Raw genomic sequence first — 16149 nt, forward strand, 5'->3', positions numbered from 1 at the left:
ACACTTATACCGAATGTTGCGGATGTTGACGTTCATCCTGAGTAACTAGCTTATTGAGCGCATCCACATAAGCCTTAGCCGATGCAATCACAATATCAGTATCCGCTCCATGTCCATGCACAATACGCCCTGCTTTTTCCAAGCGCACGGTGACTTCACCCTGAGCATCTGTGCCACTGGTAATGGCATTCACTGAATAAAGCTGTAAGTCGGGTGCTTCCTTAGTAATCGCTCTAATCGCACTATACACCGCATCAACCGGACCACTGCCTTGAGCTGAAGCACTCATTTCTTGATTGTGTACTTTTAAAACTACAGTAGCATTAGGAATTTCACCTGTAGCTGAGCACACTGAACTAGACACTAATTCATATACATCGGTTGCCTGATGCGCTTGGGCTTCTAGTACTAAAACGCGCAAATCTTCGTCATAAATATCATGCTTACGATCTGCCAAATCTTTAAAGCGCGAAAAGGCCGCATTTAAAGCCTCTTCGGTCGCAAGCTCAATACCTAATTCTTGTAAACGAGTTTTTAACGCATTACGCCCAGAGTGCTTACCTAAGACAATTTTATTATCTGACCAACCGACATCTTGCGCCCGCATGATTTCGTAAGTCTCACGATGTTTTAATACACCGTCTTGGTGAATGCCTGATTCATGAGCAAACGCATTCGCCCCCACAATCGCTTTATTGGGTTGCACAGCGAATCCCGTCACACTGGAAACTAAGCGCGAGGTCGGGACAATATGCTGAGTCGCAATTTGAGTTTCGACATTAAACACGTCGGGACGAGTGCGAATCGCCATCACGATTTCTTCTAAAGAGGCATTACCCGCACGCTCACCTAAGCCATTGATAGTACATTCAACTTGACGTGCACCCTGCATTACCGCCGCTAACGAGTTACCCACCGCTAAGCCTAAATCATTATGGCAATGCACTGAGAAAATGGCTTGATCGGCATTGGGAATAGTTTGAATTAAGCGCCCTACCATATCACCAAACACATGCGGAATTTGATAGCCTACGGTGTCGGGAATATTGATAGTACGCGCACCTGCTTTAATCGCTTGCTCGATAATGCGACATAAGAAATCAAACTCAGAGCGCCCAGCATCCTCACACGAAAACTCTACATCGTCGGTATAGTTACGTGCTTTTTTTACAGCATAAATCGCTTGCTCGACTACCTGATCAGGCTCCATGCGCAATTTGTTTTGCATATGAATCGGTGAGGTGGCAATAAAGGTATGAATCCGTCCTGACACTGCAGGTTTAATAGCTTCGGCGGCACGCTCAATATCCTTATCCAAAGCACGCGCTAAACCACAAACCGTACTTTCGCGCACTACTTCAGCAATAGCCTTTACTGCAGCAAAATCATCAGGGCTAGCAATAGGAAAACCCGCCTCAATAACATTGACACGCATTTGCTCAAGCATTTTAGCAATACGGATTTTCTCGTCGCGGGTCATAGAAGCCCCCGGACTCTGTTCGCCATCGCGCAAAGTGGTATCAAATATAATTAAACGATCTTTAGACATGATAAAACTCTCAATACACTGCATTCGGTAAATAATGATTCATTTCCCTGAGGGGAATGCGTATAGCCTCGCCAGAGCATAACAGATTATTGTGCCCGAGCGGGCAGTCGCAGGTGCAGTGCAGCCAATAAGCCTAGCAACTGATTATGGCAATCAGCTGTCTTTGTGGAGTTGGCGTATTGGCTATTCATAGTTGATTAGTGAATCTGGAATTAAGTAGGTGTAGAAGCTACCGCAAAACCATCCTAATCTCAAGCATCCTCTTCTTTTTTCCGACGTTGTACCCGTTTATAACGGCGATAGACCCACATGACAGGGCCTGATGCGGCATAAATCAAAAATACAGTAAAAATCACAATAGGCGGATGAATAGTGGCCAAAGATAAGCCCAAAATAATCAATACTCCCACCACAAAGGGGACTTTATTACGAAAATCAATGTCTTTAAAACTATAAAAACTAAAATTACTCACCATCAGCAAACCAGCAGTAAGCGTAATGAGTAAGGCTGGAAACATAAAATTACGCCCCTGCACTTCACTATCATGAAACACCCATACCGTGCCAATCATCAAGGCGGCGGCGGCGGGACTAGGTAAACCCGTAAAAAAGCGCTTATCTGCTTTACCAATCATGGTATTAAAGCGAGCTAGGCGTAGAGCCGCACATGCCACATAGATGAAAGCAGCCAACCAACCAACCTTACCCCAAGCAATACCCATCTCTTTAAAGTGCATCAATGCCCATTGATACATCAACAATCCGGGGGCCAAACCGAACGACACCAGATCAGATAAACTATCGTATTCCGCACCAAACGCACTTTGGGTATTCGTCATACGCGCGACACGCCCATCGAGACTATCTAAGATCATAGCCACAAATACCGCTACTGCTGCTAATTCATAGCGCCCTTGGATAGAGGCCACAATAGAATAAAAGCCTGCAAACAATGCCGCAGTAGTAAATAAATTAGGCAGGATATAGAGGCCGCGCCGACGTTTTTCCTCTTCGGTCAAGGCGGGTGTATCGTTTGGTTCCAACATGATGCCCTCGTCAATAGATAAAGTACGCTCACCGATAGATTAGTTTAGCATTAGAAGTGAGCAAGCGATGTCAGTTGCATCATAATGGATTTATAAAGGTACACCTAGTTTAATCTCGTACTAGAGGACGCATAGCTATTGGGATAGCTAGGAATGAAAGCTTTAAAATAAGCAAATGGTATGATATGCAAAATAAAAAAACGGGCTAAGTCCCCCCAGCCCGTCTAGTCAAGTTAGCCGCCTGCTTTAGCAGATCTTATTATTATTCCCTTTAATATCAATTAACTAAGTGCTTAACTGATCTATTGATAGGCATTATACGGGGGATATGTTAATAAGGCTTGAATATCGCCTATAAATTAATCTTTTTTATGAAAGGTTAGTACCAACACATCGCGCCATGCAGGAGAGGCAGTCTTTTGAGGCTGAATCTCAGTGACACCATGATACACTTTAGCGTCATTAATTAAGACCAGATCTCCGGTTTGACTCAAAGTGGCTTGCTCTAAGGGTTGCATCGCATTATCAAATAATTGACTCTCGCCACCGACTATATTTTGCCGATCTAGGAGCATCACTAAAATATAATCCGCGCCATCTTTGTGCACCCCTTCGGGAGTAGGCTTACCTGCTTCATGCGCTCGCGCCAAAATCCGAAACTGATGGGCTTGAATACGCCACGTATGCTGCAACGCTTGCGCTCCAAACTGTCCAATACTCCACTGCACAATACGCTGGAAGGCTGCATTATTCACTATGGTAGGTAACCAAGGACGAAAATGGCGATTAAACCCACCGTGCACTTTGTTGTAATGGCTACTTTGATAATGTGGCTCATACGGTAATAAAGTTAAACGCCCTTTACGCCAATGAAACACCGAATAACGGCGCAGGCGATAACTACCCCCATCGCGTAAAAAGGGATCTACACAAAGCTGATTCCAACTCTTAGCAAAACGCTGGTACGCATTAGCACAAAACTGCACTAATTGGTGCTGGAGTGGGTTGTTGTCACCGATTGCTAATTGATAACCGGCTTGCTGTAATAACTGCTTCACGATCTCTCTACTAAATAAAACTGTGGATCTAGGTTAATAGTTAAGCGTACAAGCCCTCCAGTGTTACATCTTACTGGAAGAGTCTAGGCGGCATGGATGCCGCCTTGAAGCGTACAGGGACGTATTCACAGCGTCTCTGGAAGTAAGATGTAACACTGGAGGGCATTTCCAGAATAAGACTAAGCAGGCAATTGAGCAATGAGTACCGCTCGTTTGGGTGCTGGATAGCCTTCTATGGTTTTATTATGATCAGTTGGATCAAGAAAATCCGCCAACGACTCAAAACGCATCCACTCGGTACGTCGTTGTTCTTCAAGACTGGTCTGCCCCACATCTACCGTGCGAATCGCCACGAACCCAAGGCGGCGTAACCATAACTCTAATAACGCTGTGGAAGGAATAAACCATACATTGCGCATTTTACCATAGCGATCTTCCGGCATTAATACCGTGCGCTCATCCCCTTCTACCACTAAGGTTTCCAATACCAACTCGCCCCCCGCTCGTAATACACCTTTTAATTCCAGCAAGTGCTGTAAAGGCGAGCGACGATGATATAGCACTCCCATAGAAAATACCGTATCAAACCCTTCACCTTCTTTGAGGATGGGCAAATCTTCGCTTTTTAGCGGTAAGTAATAGACGGGTTCATAAGGCAAATAGTGCCGCACACATTGAAATTGCATGAGAAAAAACAGACTAGGATCAATGCCAATGACTAGCTTCGCACCCGCTCCACGCATACGCCACAAATGATACCCACTACCACAACCTACATCTAAAATAGTACGCCCAGTTAAATCACTTAAATGCGGTAGCACACGCTGCCATTTCCAATCGGAACGCCATTCGGTATCGATATAAGTACCGAATAAATTAAACGGTCCTTTGCGCCAAGGAATAAAGGTTTCTAGGCTCTGACGTAATACGACCTGCTGCTCTGGACTTAGATCTTGCGCTTGACCCATTTGAATAGCAGCCGCATTCAAATCAACTATTGATGGTGTACTTGGCGGCAATTGGGCTAAAGCTTGTAACCATTCCTCACGTTTACCGTGAGGAGCATTGAGCACTTCATTAATTTGCACGGGCAGTTGAGTTCGCCATTGCTCAGCCCAAGGTAAAGCGCTTAAAGCTTGGTCGACTGCATTAAAATAAGCTTGTAAATCCATCGCTTATTTCACCGCAATCAATGAGCTAAAGCTCAAACATTGGAACCATTGATAGACCTGTTTAAACCCAATTTTGCTTAAACGCTCTATATGCTCAGCGCAGGTATCAGGGATTAATACATGTTCTAGCGCAGTACGCTTTTGGCTGATTTCTAGTTCGGAATAACCATTAGCGCGTTTAAAAGCACTATATAAATCGGTCAAAAAGGTCTGTTCGGCATCAGCCGCGAATTTAAGTTTTTCCGATAAGATCAGCACGCCATTAGGGACTAAGGCTTGATACAAACGTTCTAAGAGTGCTTGGCGATCTTGGGGCGGTAAAAATTGCAAAGTGAAATTGAGTACGATGACTGAAGCTGGCTCGAAGTTTAGCTCCCGAATATCCGCACACAGTACTTGGACAGGCTGACGCGGCAAATGGCGCTGCAATATTTTTTCACAACGCAGCACCATAGCGGGCGAATTATCCACACCGACAAATTGCACTTTTTCGGCTTGAGTCCGCGAGGCAAGCGCTAAGGTCGCCGCTCCCAGAGAACACCCTAAATCGTAAACATGAGTATTAGGCTGAATAAACTCCTGCCCCATAACACCGAGTAAAGTCAAAATGGTTTCATAGCCGGGCACGGAGCGGCGAATCATGTCTGGAAACACATCTGCCACCGCCTCATTAAAGGTGAAATCAACGACTTGCGGTAAGGGTTGAGCATAAACTTGGTCGCGGCTCATGCCTCTTACTCCTGATTACCCGGCCAAAGCGTATCAGCGGATAAACGCCCTAGATCAATAGATTCACCGGTACGTTTGCCCGCATCGGGACTCATGAAAAATAAATACGGCCCTACCACGTTTTCAGGACGCACTAAGGTGGTTTGATTCTCGCCCGGATAGTGCAAAGTACGTAATGAAGTCCGCACTGGTCCCGTATTGATTTTATTCACGCGAATAAATTGTGGTGGCGTATCGTATTCAGTCATCACTAAATCCGCCAAGGTATCTAATGCCGCTTTGGAAACACCATATCCACCATAATAAGGCTTATTAGTCGCATCGCTGGAAACCACAATAGCGGGATCAGGAGCTTTCTCTAAAAGTGGTAGGCAATTTTTCAAAATCAAAAAATTAGCGTGAAGATTAATATTAAACATCTGTGACCATAGATCGACATCATGCAATTTGATCGGCATGAAGGCCGCTAGCCATGCAGCATTCAAAACTAGACCATCTAAACGCCCCAATGTTTCGGTAATTTTTTCAGCTAATAAGGCGTAATCATCTTGATTAGCTTTTTCTAAATCGAGGGGATAAATCGCAGGTTCAGGATAGCCTGCATTGACGATTTTGTCGTAGGTCACTTCTAAGGCAGGAACGTTTTTATCTAACAATACTACCGTTGCCCCAAAACGCGCATAAGCCACTGCGACTGCATGACCAATGCCACTCGCAGCCCCCGTCACTAAAATCACTCGCTCCTGCAACACGGGCTGGGCAGGTACATAATTGAGCAGTTCCTGATACATACTAACTCCGCAAAGGCTAAGCTCTAAAGGGGCGGTATTTTAGCGCCAAAGTATTGTCTATTGCTACCTCGCAGCCTACCCCTTTCTAGACAGCCTAGTCGTGCAATAATGCATAAAACAGCCCTTAGGATAAGCATTCATGGCGACGATTTATGACTTAAAACCTGCGTTTCAAAACTTACTAAGACCGCTAGTTGCTAGCCTAGCCAAAGCAGGTATTAGCCCCAATCAGATTACTATTGCAGCGCTAGTAATGTCGCTAGGCATGGGTTTAGCCCTCACTCTAACTCAAGGGGCTAAATGGCTATTAGTGCTCTTGCCCTTAGTGTTATTGATACGTATGGCACTCAATGCACTCGATGGCCTATTAGCCAAAGAACACCAGATGCAAACTCCTTTAGGCGCTATGCTCAATGAATTAGGTGATGTTATTTCCGATGCAGCCCTTTATTTACCGTTTGCCTTGTTACCTAATATCTCCCCTACTCTCGTAGTATTGTTTGTTATCACCGCACTACTTACCGAAATGGCTGGACTATTAGGTAAGACGCGGCGTTATGATGGTCCTATGGGCAAAAGTGACCGTGCTTTTTTAATGGGTACTTTAGGATTATTGCTAGGTCTCAATATATTACCTAGTACTTGGGTGAATTCGATTTTAATAGTCGCTTTGATCCTAAGTATTTTAACGATTATTAATCGTTGTCATAAAGGATTATCACAATGATTGATCAGCTTCTAACCTTATTGCATAGCAAAAGCGGCTTAGTCATTTTAGTGATTTATACTTTACTAATTTTTGCTACGCTCCTGATTTATTTAGTCAAGAAATATCATACACCTGAACTAAAAGCAAGGATTCAATCATGGTGGTGGATTATTAGTTTGTTTACTCTGGGAGTAATGATTAATAATACCTTGGCGATGTTTTTCTTTGGTCTAATAAGCTTCCTTGCTTTAAAAGAATACTTTACCCTCATCCCTACGCGTCAAACAGATAGACGAATTATTTTCTATGCTTATCTAGCTATTATTGTGCAATATCTATTCGCTCATATGCAATGGTATGGCATGTTTGTTATTTGGATTCCAGTTTATTTGTTTTTACTACTACCCTTTAGGCAAGTATTGATTGGAGATACCAAAGGTTTTTTAGAAAATACCAGCCGTATTCAATGGGGCTTAATGATGTTTGTCTTTGGCTTAAGTCATTTAGCCTATTTAATAACATTAACCAATCCCAAAAATGGGGTTGCTATTGCAGGTACTGATTTAGTACTATATTTAATCCTCCTGACTGAAGCTAATGATATATTGCAGTATATCTGGGGTAAAAGCGTTGGTAAACATAAAATCATACCTAAAGTTAGTCCTAATAAAACCGTAGAAGGATTTATAGGTGCATTTATTTGTATTACTTTACTAGCCTTAGTTCTCTCCTTTCTCACACCTTTTAGCTGGTATCAAGCTTTATTAGCTGGCATGTTGATTAGTAGCGCTGGGTTTATTGGTGATGTAGTAATCTCTATGATTAAGCGTGACATAGGGGTTAAAGATTCTGGCACTTTAATTCCCGGACATGGAGGTATTTTAGACCGCATTGATAGTCTAACCTACACTGCACCTCTATTTTTCCATTATGTTTATTACTTATATTACTAGGAGGTGCTTATGCTAAAAATATTATTTTTTGCTCTGATAGTACGTCCTTTTTTACTCTTCATTGCAGGTATTAAATTAATCGGGCAAAACTATTTACCCCTAGACAAACCCTGTATCTTAGCCGCTAATCATAATAGTCATTTAGATACCTTAGTTTTAATGAATCTTTATCCGTTTAAAAAATTAAAATATATTCGACCTGTGGCGGCAGCCGATTATTTTCTTAAAAACAAATGGATAGCTTGGTTTTCATTAAAAGTATTGGGCATTATTCCTTTAGATCGCACCAGTACTTTAGATCGTGGTGAACGTTTAATGGGGGTCGAAAACGCTTTAAAGTCTGGCTATAGCATTATTTTATTTCCTGAGGGTAGTCGTGCTACTAATGGCGAAATGGCTCCTTTTAAATCAGGTATTGCCTATTTAGCCAGAGACTTTCCGCATATTCCGGTTATCCCTATTTACATGCATGGGACTGGTAAAGTGTTACCCAAAGGTGAAAAATTACTCGTGCCGTTTGGCATGGAGGTCAACATCGGCAAGCCTATTTATTATACTGCTGAATCGACTAAACAAACCTTTATGAACGAGTTAGAAAGCAGTATTCGCTCCTTACAGAAATCGCTATTGAGTACTTAACATCATGAAAACAGGACAGTTTACCGCATCAGAAGGCACTTTATTATTTTATCGCGCATGGGATGAAGTACCACAAGCCAATGGCAAAATCGTTCTCTTACTCCATCGTGGACACGAACACTCGGAGCGCCTTAGCGGTGTTGCCGACGTATTGGTTCAAGCTGGCTATGCTGTGTATGCTTTCGACAATCGTGGGCATGGCTATAGCAAAACGCCACCTAGTTATGAATTTATGCAATTAGTGCGTGATTTAGACGCTTTTGTACAGTTTGTTTGTGAGGAAACTAATAAAACGCAAGGTGATTTATTTATAGTGGCTAATTCAGTAGGGGGAGTAGTCGCCAGTACTTGGGCACATGATTATGCTCCATCCATTGCAGGCATGGCTTTATTAGCACCTGCTTTTAAAATAAAACTGTATATACCGCTTGCAAAGCCGGCGCTTGATTTAGCGATTCGCTTTAAGCCAACTCTTGATATTAAGTCGTATGTTAAATCACGTTTTCTAACACATAATCGAGCTGAACAAGAACGCTATAATAACGATAAACTGATTAATCCCAGTATTCCAGCACGCCAATTAACTACTTTACTAGATACTGCAAAGCGTGTTGTGAATGATGCACATTTAATAGTAACGCCTACCTTGGTAGTCAGTGCTGCTCAAGACTATGTAGTTGACAATGGCGCACAATTACAATTTTATGCAACCTTGTCATCCCCCTTAAAACAACATCTTATTTTAAATGATTTTTACCACGGCATTTTATATGAGCATGGTGCTGAACAAGTTACTAGCGCTATGTTAGCCTTTATGCAGCAATGCTTTACCTATGATCAGCCTGCGATGCGTGATACTTTAGTAACTTTAACTCAATTTGAAAGCAATCAAATTGCCGGAAACAAAACCACTATCATTAATAAAGCCTCTTATAAGCTACAACGCTTAATGATGCAACGCTTAGGCTTTTTAAGTGATGGAATGCAGATTGGCTTAAAATATGGTTTTGATTCGGGTGTGGCTTTAGATCATGTTTATAAAAATCAACCTTCTGGACTAGGTATTATTGGGCAAGCTATTGATAAACAGTATTTAAATGCTATTGGTTGGCGCGGTATTCGCCAGCGTAAAGTCCATCTACAACAATTACTCAAAGAGGCGATTTTAAAACTACAAGTAGCAGGACAAGAGGTTAATATTGTCGATATTGCTGGAGGCCCTGCCCGCTATTTGGTTGAATTAGCCCAAGCCTTACCTGATATTCACGTACAAGTACGCGATTATCAAGAGCAGAATTTATCTGAAGGTAAAACACTAGCTCAAACTTTAAAATTAACTAATATTCACTACTTACAAGCTAATGCCTTTGATCCAGCTAGCTATCAAAATCAAGCTTTCCGACCTAATATAGTGATTATTTCCGGTGTATTTGAATTATTTAGTGATAATAGTTTAGTGCAAAAAGCAATTAAAGGTATTGCACAATGGTTACAACCTAATGGCTATATTATTTATACCGGACAACCTTGGCATCCTCAATTAGAACAAATTGCTCACGTATTGGGTAATCATCAAAAACAACGCTGGATTATGCGTCGCCGTAGTCAATATGAATTAGATAGCTTATTTAATGAATACGGTTTTCATAAAAAAATGATGAAAATTGATGATTGGGGTATCTTTACGGTATCACTAGCTCAATTATCTGAATCTGAGAGTACCTCATAAAGTACTCTCAAGCACAATTTAAAGCTTGGGATTTATATGTTGAGTATTTAAAGCAGCTAGCACCATGATAGATTTCTCTGCTCATGGTGCTAAGCAATGCTGTCTAGAGATAAATGATTATAAAGTCAGAATCCATGCTGCAATTTTTTCCGCATCTTCTGGTTTTAATGCCGGATTAGCTGGCATAAAACGCATATTGACATTCTCCCAATGCTCAGTGCGATTGAGCGTGCCATGTAACATAGCCTCTACCATGATTTTGCTAGCATCGGGGTTGTTTTTATATTTTTCAGCTATTTGCTTATAAGTAGGGGCTAGCGGCAGATAATGAGTATCGGCTTGTTTATCTACCCCATGACAGACCATACAACCACTCTGGGCGGCTAGTGCCAACATACCTTCATGTGTCACTGCCTGTTCGGTGACGGTATCGGGTTTAATACTTAATACCCATTGCGCTAGTTGTAGCGCTTCTGCTTCACTCACATTCACATTTGGTGGCATAAAACGCATATTGACCTTGCCTTCCCAATGCTGAGGGCCTTCCACCGTCCCTTTTACAATACGTTCGGCTAGTTTATCGGCTGGCATCGATCCATCTTTATAGCGCTCGGCAATATCAGCATAAGCAGGTGCTAAAGGAATCGCAGGCCCTGTTTTATGTTGCATACTATGACAAATAAAACAGCCTTTATGCGTGGCCTGCTCTAACATAGGATCAGCTTGTAAGCTCACAGCCATCAGACTTAAAACACTAGCCAATACAGTACGTACCAATTTCATAACTTTAACCTTAAACAAATGAATGACGTTCGCTCCTAGGTTATAGATTCTAGGTTGGTAAATCGTTGACGATAACCTAGCTACATACTCAGACTAATTAGGTGCTGGCGTTGGTGTATTCGCGGGAGTTGTTTCACCTTGAGAGTAATAATCATATTTATCCAAAATATCGCGGGTAAAACGCCATGCCTCGTTATACGACAAGCCACTATTTTCTGGGATAATAATTTTCACATATAAATCCGTACCATACTGATTTTTTAAGGCACTGAGTTCATTGTGTAAGGTGGTATTATCTACCGTGCGATGAACAAACTCGCTAGGTTTGCGAATCCGGTAGCTACCTTTTTGATAAATCACTTCGACTACCTGTTTATTTTTAGGGGAGCGAGCGGGGCGTAGCAGCTTTTGATATTTACTATCTAACTCATCTAGCTCACCTTGTAACTTGCTTAAGGCGGCGCTAGAGCTTGCTTTTAAGGTTTCGGTTTCACCGGTGAGGCGTTGTACCTCTTGCTCTAACTCAGTGGTACGCGTCTGGCGCTCATTGAGTTGCGTGCGCAAAGTTTGTGCCGTACTTAATGCGCTACTCAATTCTTGCTCTAGTGCTTGAGTGCGTTGTGTCGCTGCATTCATTTGCGCTTGATTGGCTTGTTGAGTTCGCTCGGTATTTTGTAGTGCTTGACGGGTATTATCTAACTCTTGGCTTAGCGTTTCAGCTTTGGCACGACTCCTGAGAAGTTCATACTCCACAGAAGCTGCACGATTGCGGTAGTAATCTAATTGCTCTTCTAAGCTAGCATTAGCTTTTAGTTGTGCCTCAGCTAGCTGTGAAGCTTGCTGTTCGGCTTGGATACTATTACGTAATTGCGCCACTAAACGGGTATTGCTCAATACTACTGTTAAAGTAATCAGCAAAAACACCATAGCCACTACCATCATAATGTCACTAAAGGACGGCCAAAAGCTCTCCTCGTGATCATCGTGTATTTCCTGTCCCCAACTCATCGCCGTGTCCCTTGTAAAATCGTATCAGGAGGAGTGAGTTTAGGTTCTAACTTAGTGCGATCCGGCGGGTTACTGGTAACCGGTGGTAGACGGAAACCTTCACGCAGGGTTTCCCGAATATCTTGAATCGTATAACCACTATTTTGTACCCCTTGATGTAGATCATCAACGGCGACCTGTAGGCGCTCACCCGCTTGTAAGAAGCGATCTTGAACACGGGTAATCAACTCTGCCGCTTGGCGTAGTTGCGCGGCAAGTGCCCCCACATGCTGCAAAAGTGCCGTTTCACCCACTTGGAAGCGGGGCAAAATATAAACCATAGTGACATCTTCAATATTGGTTTGTAACTCAGTACGAATGTCTTGTAGCCGCAAGTGCAAATACGAATACACCATATAGCAAACTATCGCCGTCACAGTAGTACTTAAAGCCGTCGACATACTGCCAATAATCGCCGCCATTGGCTCAGTATCCTGAGGATTCGTAAATAGTCGCGCCGCCCCCACTAACGCTAGAGATAGTGAAACTACTGTCCCAAATACCCCTGTTAGTATCAGCGTATTATGCACAAAGCGAATCAAAGTAAATTCCGCCCCTAATTGCGCTTGTAGGCTCGATGACAAGGCATTTTGCTCCGGTACAGCATGCTGGCGAGCAATCGTCACAATACGATCATAACGTTGTACCATCAGTGCGGCACGAGGCATTTCATAGGCAGGGTTTTCAGCACCTTCTTGGGCGCGTTTGGCAAATTTACGTATGACGGATTGTTCATGAGCAAAATCGAGTAAGAGCCAGCTCATGCGCAATACCCCCACTACAAACAACACCAGAATAAAACCATTTAATACAATGCCTATATCCACGCCCAAGCGGGTGGTTTGTCCGGTTTTAAAAAAATGTAGTATCGGCTCCCAAAACCACGCTCCAGCTAATAAAACAAGTACTAATAGCCCTATAATTAAACTCAAAGTGCTATAACAATGGCGTTGCACAGGTTTCACAATGTTTCTCCGCTGTGATGCGTTAAATCGACTAAATCAACAGATGACTCCGTATCCGTCACTAAAGGGCGCGGTTGAGCACTCAAAGGGTCTAAAGTGGCGATTTTACGCTCGGATGAAATACCTAGCTCGGATAAACGTTTAGCACTCGGTAGCACATGGCGCTCTAATGAGCCAATTAAACGATTATAACTTTCCACACTTTGCCCTAACTGCCGCCCCATCGTTTGAATATGAGTCGTTAAAATACTGAGACGTTTATGTAATTCTTCCCCAAGGGTACGAATCTGGCTGGCATTCGCCGTTAGTGCGGCTTGTTTCCAGCCAAAAGCGACCGCTCGCAATAAAGCCATTAAAGTAGCAGGCGAGGCTAAAATGACTCTTGCATCTAAAGCTTCAGCCAATAAGGTTTTATCCTGCTCTAAAGCCGCGCCTAAAAAAGCCTCTCCGGGCACAAATAACACCACAAAATCCGGTGCTTGGCTGAATTGCTCCCAATAACGCTTAGCGGCCAATACTTTGACATGCTCTCTTAAGCTACGTGCATGTTTTTGGAGATAATTCACACGGGAGAGTTCATCAGGTGCATCAACCGCTTGGAGATAGGCATCCATCGGCGCTTTAGCATCCACGATTAGCTCACGCGCATCGGGTAGCCTCACTACCATATCAGGCCGAATAGTGCGCTCCTCATTACTGCGCTGCACTTGCAGCTCAAAATCACAATGCTCAGTCATGCCCGCCAATTCGACAATGCGTTTTAAACTTAATTCACCCCATTGACCGCGTGCTGTAGGATTTTTAAGGGCAGTAGCGAGTTTAGTAGTTTCTTGGCGTAAGGAGACTTGATCGAGACTTAAAGCACGTAGCTGCTCACCTAAAATACTAAACGAGGCTTCGCGAGCGCGTTCAATGGCATAGAGGTGTTGCTCGGTTTTTTCTAAGGCTTGGCGAATGGGATCAACCAAATATTCAATCGATTGCTGACGTTGTTCTAAATCGGCTTTAGATTCGGCTTGAAAACGCCCTAGATTTTCCTGTGCGAGTTGCAAAAACTGCTCATTATTTTCGCGCAATGCACGTTGAGAAAGCACGGCAAATGCATTATTCATCCGGTCTTGGGCATCATCGAGCATTAACAGGCGTTCTTCGTGTAATTGCTCCTCGGCTTGCAGGCGATACTCTAAGCGTTCAATCTCGTGTTGGGCTTTTTCTAACGCTCGTCCATAAATCCAATAGCCAATAGCTAGCCCTAAACCTAGAGCCAAAAGCACCAATAGTAATGCAGTATAAATATCCAAACCACCTGAGGTCATAGAGCAACGACTTTAGTGAGCGGCTTGAATGGTAAGCCAATGCATAAAATCTAAAGGCTGTTGCAATACCCCTTGCGCACCCCAAGTATCCGGCTGATCATCAGCTCCGATATAACCATAGCCAGCAATTAAAGCCTTCATACCCGCCCGTTTTGCTGCCTCAATATCGCGCTCCGCATCACCAATATAAATACAATGCGCCGGCTCCACTTCACATTGCGAGGCTGCATACAGCAAGGGTTCTGGATGAGGTTTAGCTACTGCTAGAGTATCGCCACTCACTACGCTATAAGCCCGCTCACGTAGACGCAATTCATCTAATAAAGCCAAAGTCAGTAAAGCAGGTTTATTAGTCACCACCCCCCAAGGAATCCCTAAAGCCTCTAAGTGCTCTAGTACCAAATCCATACCCGCAAATAGCTCACTATCCACACAGATATTAGCGCTGTAATGATCCAAAAATAGCCGTGTACGATTACGCAATTGCTCTTCCGACATATCATTACCAAACCCCAGTTTTAATAAGGCTGCTGCACCGTGCGAAGCGGCGGGACGCGCTTGTGCTAGGGTTAAAGTCTCGCGTCCTTCGACTTGCAATACCGCATTTAGAGCATTAACCAAATCGGGAGCGGTATCGACTAAAGTACCGTCTAAATCAAACAATACGCCTTGGGGTAATGAATAGGCGGCTTTATTCATGAACTGATATTCCTTATTAATAATGGGCAAGTCGTTGAGCTATACGTTAATGAGGATTAGAGAGAGAGTCTAGTGGTAAACCTAAGTCTACCTATAATCGTTTAAGCGCTCATTACTCTAAGTTATCTTGGATATAATTTGCTTCTAATAGCTACTGTAATGGATTGAAATGAATGATCTTCTTAAAACATGCATTATATACCTTGCTCCTAAGTCTTAGCCTACTGAGTGTAGCCCTTCCTAGTCATGCTATGACTACTATGGCAGGTAAACCTGTCAAGATGGAGCAATTAGTCGGCAAAGGACGCTGGACGGCTATTGAAATCTGGGCATCTACTTGCTCGATCTGCCGTCAAACTATTCATCATTTAATTGAAATTGATCAGCGCCTGCCTACTATCGATGTATTCGGTATTTCGATTGATGATCAAGCTGGCAAAGCAGAGGCGCAACGTTTTATTCAGCAACATAAAATGCGCTTCCCTAACTTTTTAAGTAATGCGGCGGAGGTGGATGCCTATTTAGTTAAACATGCGGATGAAACCTTTTTGGGTACGCCAACCCTGTTATTATTTTCGCCTCAAGGTAAGTTAGTAGCGGTGCAACCCGGACCTGTGACTGCCACTGAGCTTAAGGATTTTATTAAGACTTTATAACTTATACCTTTCCACCCTAAGTACTTTAGGGTGGGGCTTTAAGTCCTTTTAATGCACCCGTTCAGGTAGAGTAATATTTAGTTCTAATATGTCGAAATCCGTGCCTTTTTCAAATTGCACTTGTACTTGTCCTTCATCAACCGCCACATATTTACGAATCACTTCCATAATATCGCGGCGCAACTGGGGTAAAAAGTCGGGGCCAGATCGATCCAGACGCTCATGAGCAATTAAAATCTGTAATCGCTCTTTCGCCACTTTAGCGGAATCCTGCTTAGTGGTCTTAAAAAAGCTGAACAATCCCATTG

The 16149-nt window shown here is 43.1% G+C and carries 17 protein-coding genes; 5 read left to right on the forward strand and 12 right to left on the reverse strand.

Annotated features, from left to right (window positions below):
- Positions 1-4 precede the first annotated feature (4 nt).
- The 6 genes from IPL34_RS17375 to IPL34_RS17400 form a co-directional block, all read right to left on the reverse strand.
- Positions 5-1549, reverse strand: coding sequence for a 2-isopropylmalate synthase (locus IPL34_RS17375; RefSeq protein WP_296842761.1), 1545 nt, complete (start codon positions 1547-1549; stop codon positions 5-7).
- Positions 1550-1800: 251 nt separating this feature from the next.
- Entirely contained in the window at positions 1801-2595 is a 795-nt protein-coding gene (gene pssA / locus IPL34_RS17380; RefSeq protein ID WP_296842762.1) for a CDP-diacylglycerol--serine O-phosphatidyltransferase, read from the reverse strand.
- 359 nt (positions 2596-2954) lie between these two features.
- Positions 2955-3653, reverse strand: coding sequence for a 2OG-Fe dioxygenase family protein (locus tag IPL34_RS17385; RefSeq protein WP_296842763.1), 699 nt, complete (start codon positions 3651-3653; stop codon positions 2955-2957).
- A 179-nt stretch (positions 3654-3832) separates the two neighbouring features.
- The gene (gene cmoB, locus IPL34_RS17390; RefSeq protein ID WP_296842764.1) at positions 3833-4825 is read right to left on the reverse strand and encodes a tRNA 5-methoxyuridine(34)/uridine 5-oxyacetic acid(34) synthase CmoB; all 993 of its coding nucleotides are present in this window, start codon (positions 4823-4825) and stop codon (positions 3833-3835) included.
- Positions 4826-4828: 3 nt separating this feature from the next.
- The gene (gene cmoA, locus IPL34_RS17395; protein ID WP_296842765.1) at positions 4829-5554 is read right to left on the reverse strand and encodes a carboxy-S-adenosyl-L-methionine synthase CmoA; all 726 of its coding nucleotides are present in this window, start codon (positions 5552-5554) and stop codon (positions 4829-4831) included.
- A gap of 5 nt (positions 5555-5559) precedes the next feature.
- The gene (locus IPL34_RS17400; RefSeq protein WP_296842766.1) at positions 5560-6345 is read right to left on the reverse strand and encodes an SDR family NAD(P)-dependent oxidoreductase; all 786 of its coding nucleotides are present in this window, start codon (positions 6343-6345) and stop codon (positions 5560-5562) included.
- 139 nt (positions 6346-6484) lie between these two features.
- Here IPL34_RS17400 and IPL34_RS17405 point away from each other — a divergent pair, with 139 nt between their 5' ends.
- The 4 genes from IPL34_RS17405 to IPL34_RS17420 are packed head-to-tail and all read left to right on the forward strand — an operon-like array spanning position 6485 to position 10375.
- A complete protein-coding gene (locus IPL34_RS17405; protein WP_296842767.1) occupies positions 6485-7072 on the forward strand; it encodes a CDP-alcohol phosphatidyltransferase family protein in 588 nt (195 codons plus the stop codon).
- Complete coding sequence (locus tag IPL34_RS17410) at positions 7069-8007, forward strand: phosphatidate cytidylyltransferase (protein ID WP_296842768.1); 939 nt, start codon at positions 7069-7071, stop codon at positions 8005-8007. The genes IPL34_RS17405 and IPL34_RS17410 overlap by 4 nt, the downstream gene beginning before the upstream one ends.
- Before the next feature lie 9 nt (positions 8008-8016).
- Positions 8017-8646, forward strand: coding sequence for a lysophospholipid acyltransferase family protein (locus tag IPL34_RS17415; RefSeq protein WP_296842769.1), 630 nt, complete (start codon positions 8017-8019; stop codon positions 8644-8646).
- A gap of 4 nt (positions 8647-8650) precedes the next feature.
- Positions 8651-10375, forward strand: coding sequence for a bifunctional alpha/beta hydrolase/class I SAM-dependent methyltransferase (locus tag IPL34_RS17420; protein WP_296842770.1), 1725 nt, complete (start codon positions 8651-8653; stop codon positions 10373-10375).
- A 117-nt stretch (positions 10376-10492) separates the two neighbouring features.
- Here IPL34_RS17420 and IPL34_RS17425 read toward each other — a convergent pair whose 3' ends face one another.
- The 5 genes from IPL34_RS17425 to IPL34_RS17445 all read right to left on the reverse strand — a co-directional run bounded on the left by IPL34_RS17425 (position 10493) and on the right by IPL34_RS17445 (position 15185).
- Positions 10493-11158: a c-type cytochrome gene (locus tag IPL34_RS17425; RefSeq protein ID WP_296842771.1), complete on the reverse strand. Its 666-nt coding sequence runs from the start codon at positions 11156-11158 to the stop codon at positions 10493-10495.
- 93 nt (positions 11159-11251) lie between these two features.
- Positions 11252-12166, reverse strand: a complete 915-nt coding sequence (locus IPL34_RS17430) for a hypothetical protein (RefSeq protein WP_296842772.1) — start codon at positions 12164-12166, stop codon at positions 11252-11254.
- On the reverse strand, positions 12163-13170 hold the full coding sequence (locus tag IPL34_RS17435; protein ID WP_296842773.1) for a MotA/TolQ/ExbB proton channel family protein: 1008 nt from the start codon (positions 13168-13170) through the stop codon (positions 12163-12165). The genes IPL34_RS17430 and IPL34_RS17435 overlap by 4 nt, the downstream gene beginning before the upstream one ends.
- On the reverse strand, positions 13167-14486 hold the full coding sequence (rmuC, locus tag IPL34_RS17440; protein ID WP_296842774.1) for a DNA recombination protein RmuC: 1320 nt from the start codon (positions 14484-14486) through the stop codon (positions 13167-13169). The genes IPL34_RS17435 and rmuC overlap by 4 nt, the downstream gene beginning before the upstream one ends.
- A 12-nt stretch (positions 14487-14498) precedes the next feature.
- Positions 14499-15185: an HAD-IA family hydrolase gene (locus tag IPL34_RS17445; protein WP_296842775.1), complete on the reverse strand. Its 687-nt coding sequence runs from the start codon at positions 15183-15185 to the stop codon at positions 14499-14501.
- A 173-nt stretch (positions 15186-15358) separates the two neighbouring features.
- Here IPL34_RS17445 and IPL34_RS17450 point away from each other — a divergent pair, with 173 nt between their 5' ends.
- Positions 15359-15841 (forward strand): TlpA disulfide reductase family protein, encoded by a 483-nt coding sequence (locus tag IPL34_RS17450; protein ID WP_296842776.1) that lies wholly within the window; start codon positions 15359-15361, stop codon positions 15839-15841.
- A gap of 48 nt (positions 15842-15889) precedes the next feature.
- On the opposite strand, the gene minE is transcribed toward IPL34_RS17450, so the two are convergent.
- The gene (gene minE, locus IPL34_RS17455; RefSeq protein ID WP_296842777.1) at positions 15890-16147 is read right to left on the reverse strand and encodes a cell division topological specificity factor MinE; all 258 of its coding nucleotides are present in this window, start codon (positions 16145-16147) and stop codon (positions 15890-15892) included.
- Between the last annotated feature and the right edge of the window lie 2 nt (positions 16148-16149).

This window comes from Thiofilum sp. (genome assembly GCF_016711335.1).
In the GTDB taxonomy this organism is placed as follows: Bacteria; Pseudomonadota; Gammaproteobacteria; order Thiotrichales; family Thiotrichaceae; genus Thiofilum.

What these genes read in the sequence shown, in the direction of transcription:
- IPL34_RS17375 (WP_296842761.1), bottom strand. Translation starts at nt 1,549, where the DNA reads ATGTCTAAAGATCGTTTAATTATATTTGATACCACTTTGCGCGATGGC.
- pssA (WP_296842762.1), bottom strand. Translation starts at nt 2,595, where the DNA reads ATGTTGGAACCAAACGATACACCCGCCTTGACCGAAGAGGAAAAACGT.
- cmoB (WP_296842764.1), bottom strand. Translation starts at nt 4,825, where the DNA reads ATGGATTTACAAGCTTATTTTAATGCAGTCGACCAAGCTTTAAGCGCT.
- cmoA (WP_296842765.1), bottom strand. Translation starts at nt 5,554, where the DNA reads ATGAGCCGCGACCAAGTTTATGCTCAACCCTTACCGCAAGTCGTTGAT.
- IPL34_RS17400 (WP_296842766.1), bottom strand. Translation starts at nt 6,345, where the DNA reads ATGTATCAGGAACTGCTCAATTATGTACCTGCCCAGCCCGTGTTGCAG.
- IPL34_RS17405 (WP_296842767.1), top strand. Translation starts at nt 6,485, where the DNA reads ATGGCGACGATTTATGACTTAAAACCTGCGTTTCAAAACTTACTAAGA.
- IPL34_RS17410 (WP_296842768.1), top strand. Translation starts at nt 7,069, where the DNA reads ATGATTGATCAGCTTCTAACCTTATTGCATAGCAAAAGCGGCTTAGTC.
- IPL34_RS17415 (WP_296842769.1), top strand. Translation starts at nt 8,017, where the DNA reads ATGCTAAAAATATTATTTTTTGCTCTGATAGTACGTCCTTTTTTACTC.
- IPL34_RS17420 (WP_296842770.1), top strand. Translation starts at nt 8,651, where the DNA reads ATGAAAACAGGACAGTTTACCGCATCAGAAGGCACTTTATTATTTTAT.
- IPL34_RS17425 (WP_296842771.1), bottom strand. Translation starts at nt 11,158, where the DNA reads ATGAAATTGGTACGTACTGTATTGGCTAGTGTTTTAAGTCTGATGGCT.
- IPL34_RS17430 (WP_296842772.1), bottom strand. Translation starts at nt 12,166, where the DNA reads ATGAGTTGGGGACAGGAAATACACGATGATCACGAGGAGAGCTTTTGG.
- rmuC (WP_296842774.1), bottom strand. Translation starts at nt 14,486, where the DNA reads ATGACCTCAGGTGGTTTGGATATTTATACTGCATTACTATTGGTGCTT.
- IPL34_RS17445 (WP_296842775.1), bottom strand. Translation starts at nt 15,185, where the DNA reads ATGAATAAAGCCGCCTATTCATTACCCCAAGGCGTATTGTTTGATTTA.
- IPL34_RS17450 (WP_296842776.1), top strand. Translation starts at nt 15,359, where the DNA reads ATGATCTTCTTAAAACATGCATTATATACCTTGCTCCTAAGTCTTAGC.
- minE (WP_296842777.1), bottom strand. Translation starts at nt 16,147, where the DNA reads ATGGGATTGTTCAGCTTTTTTAAGACCACTAAGCAGGATTCCGCTAAA.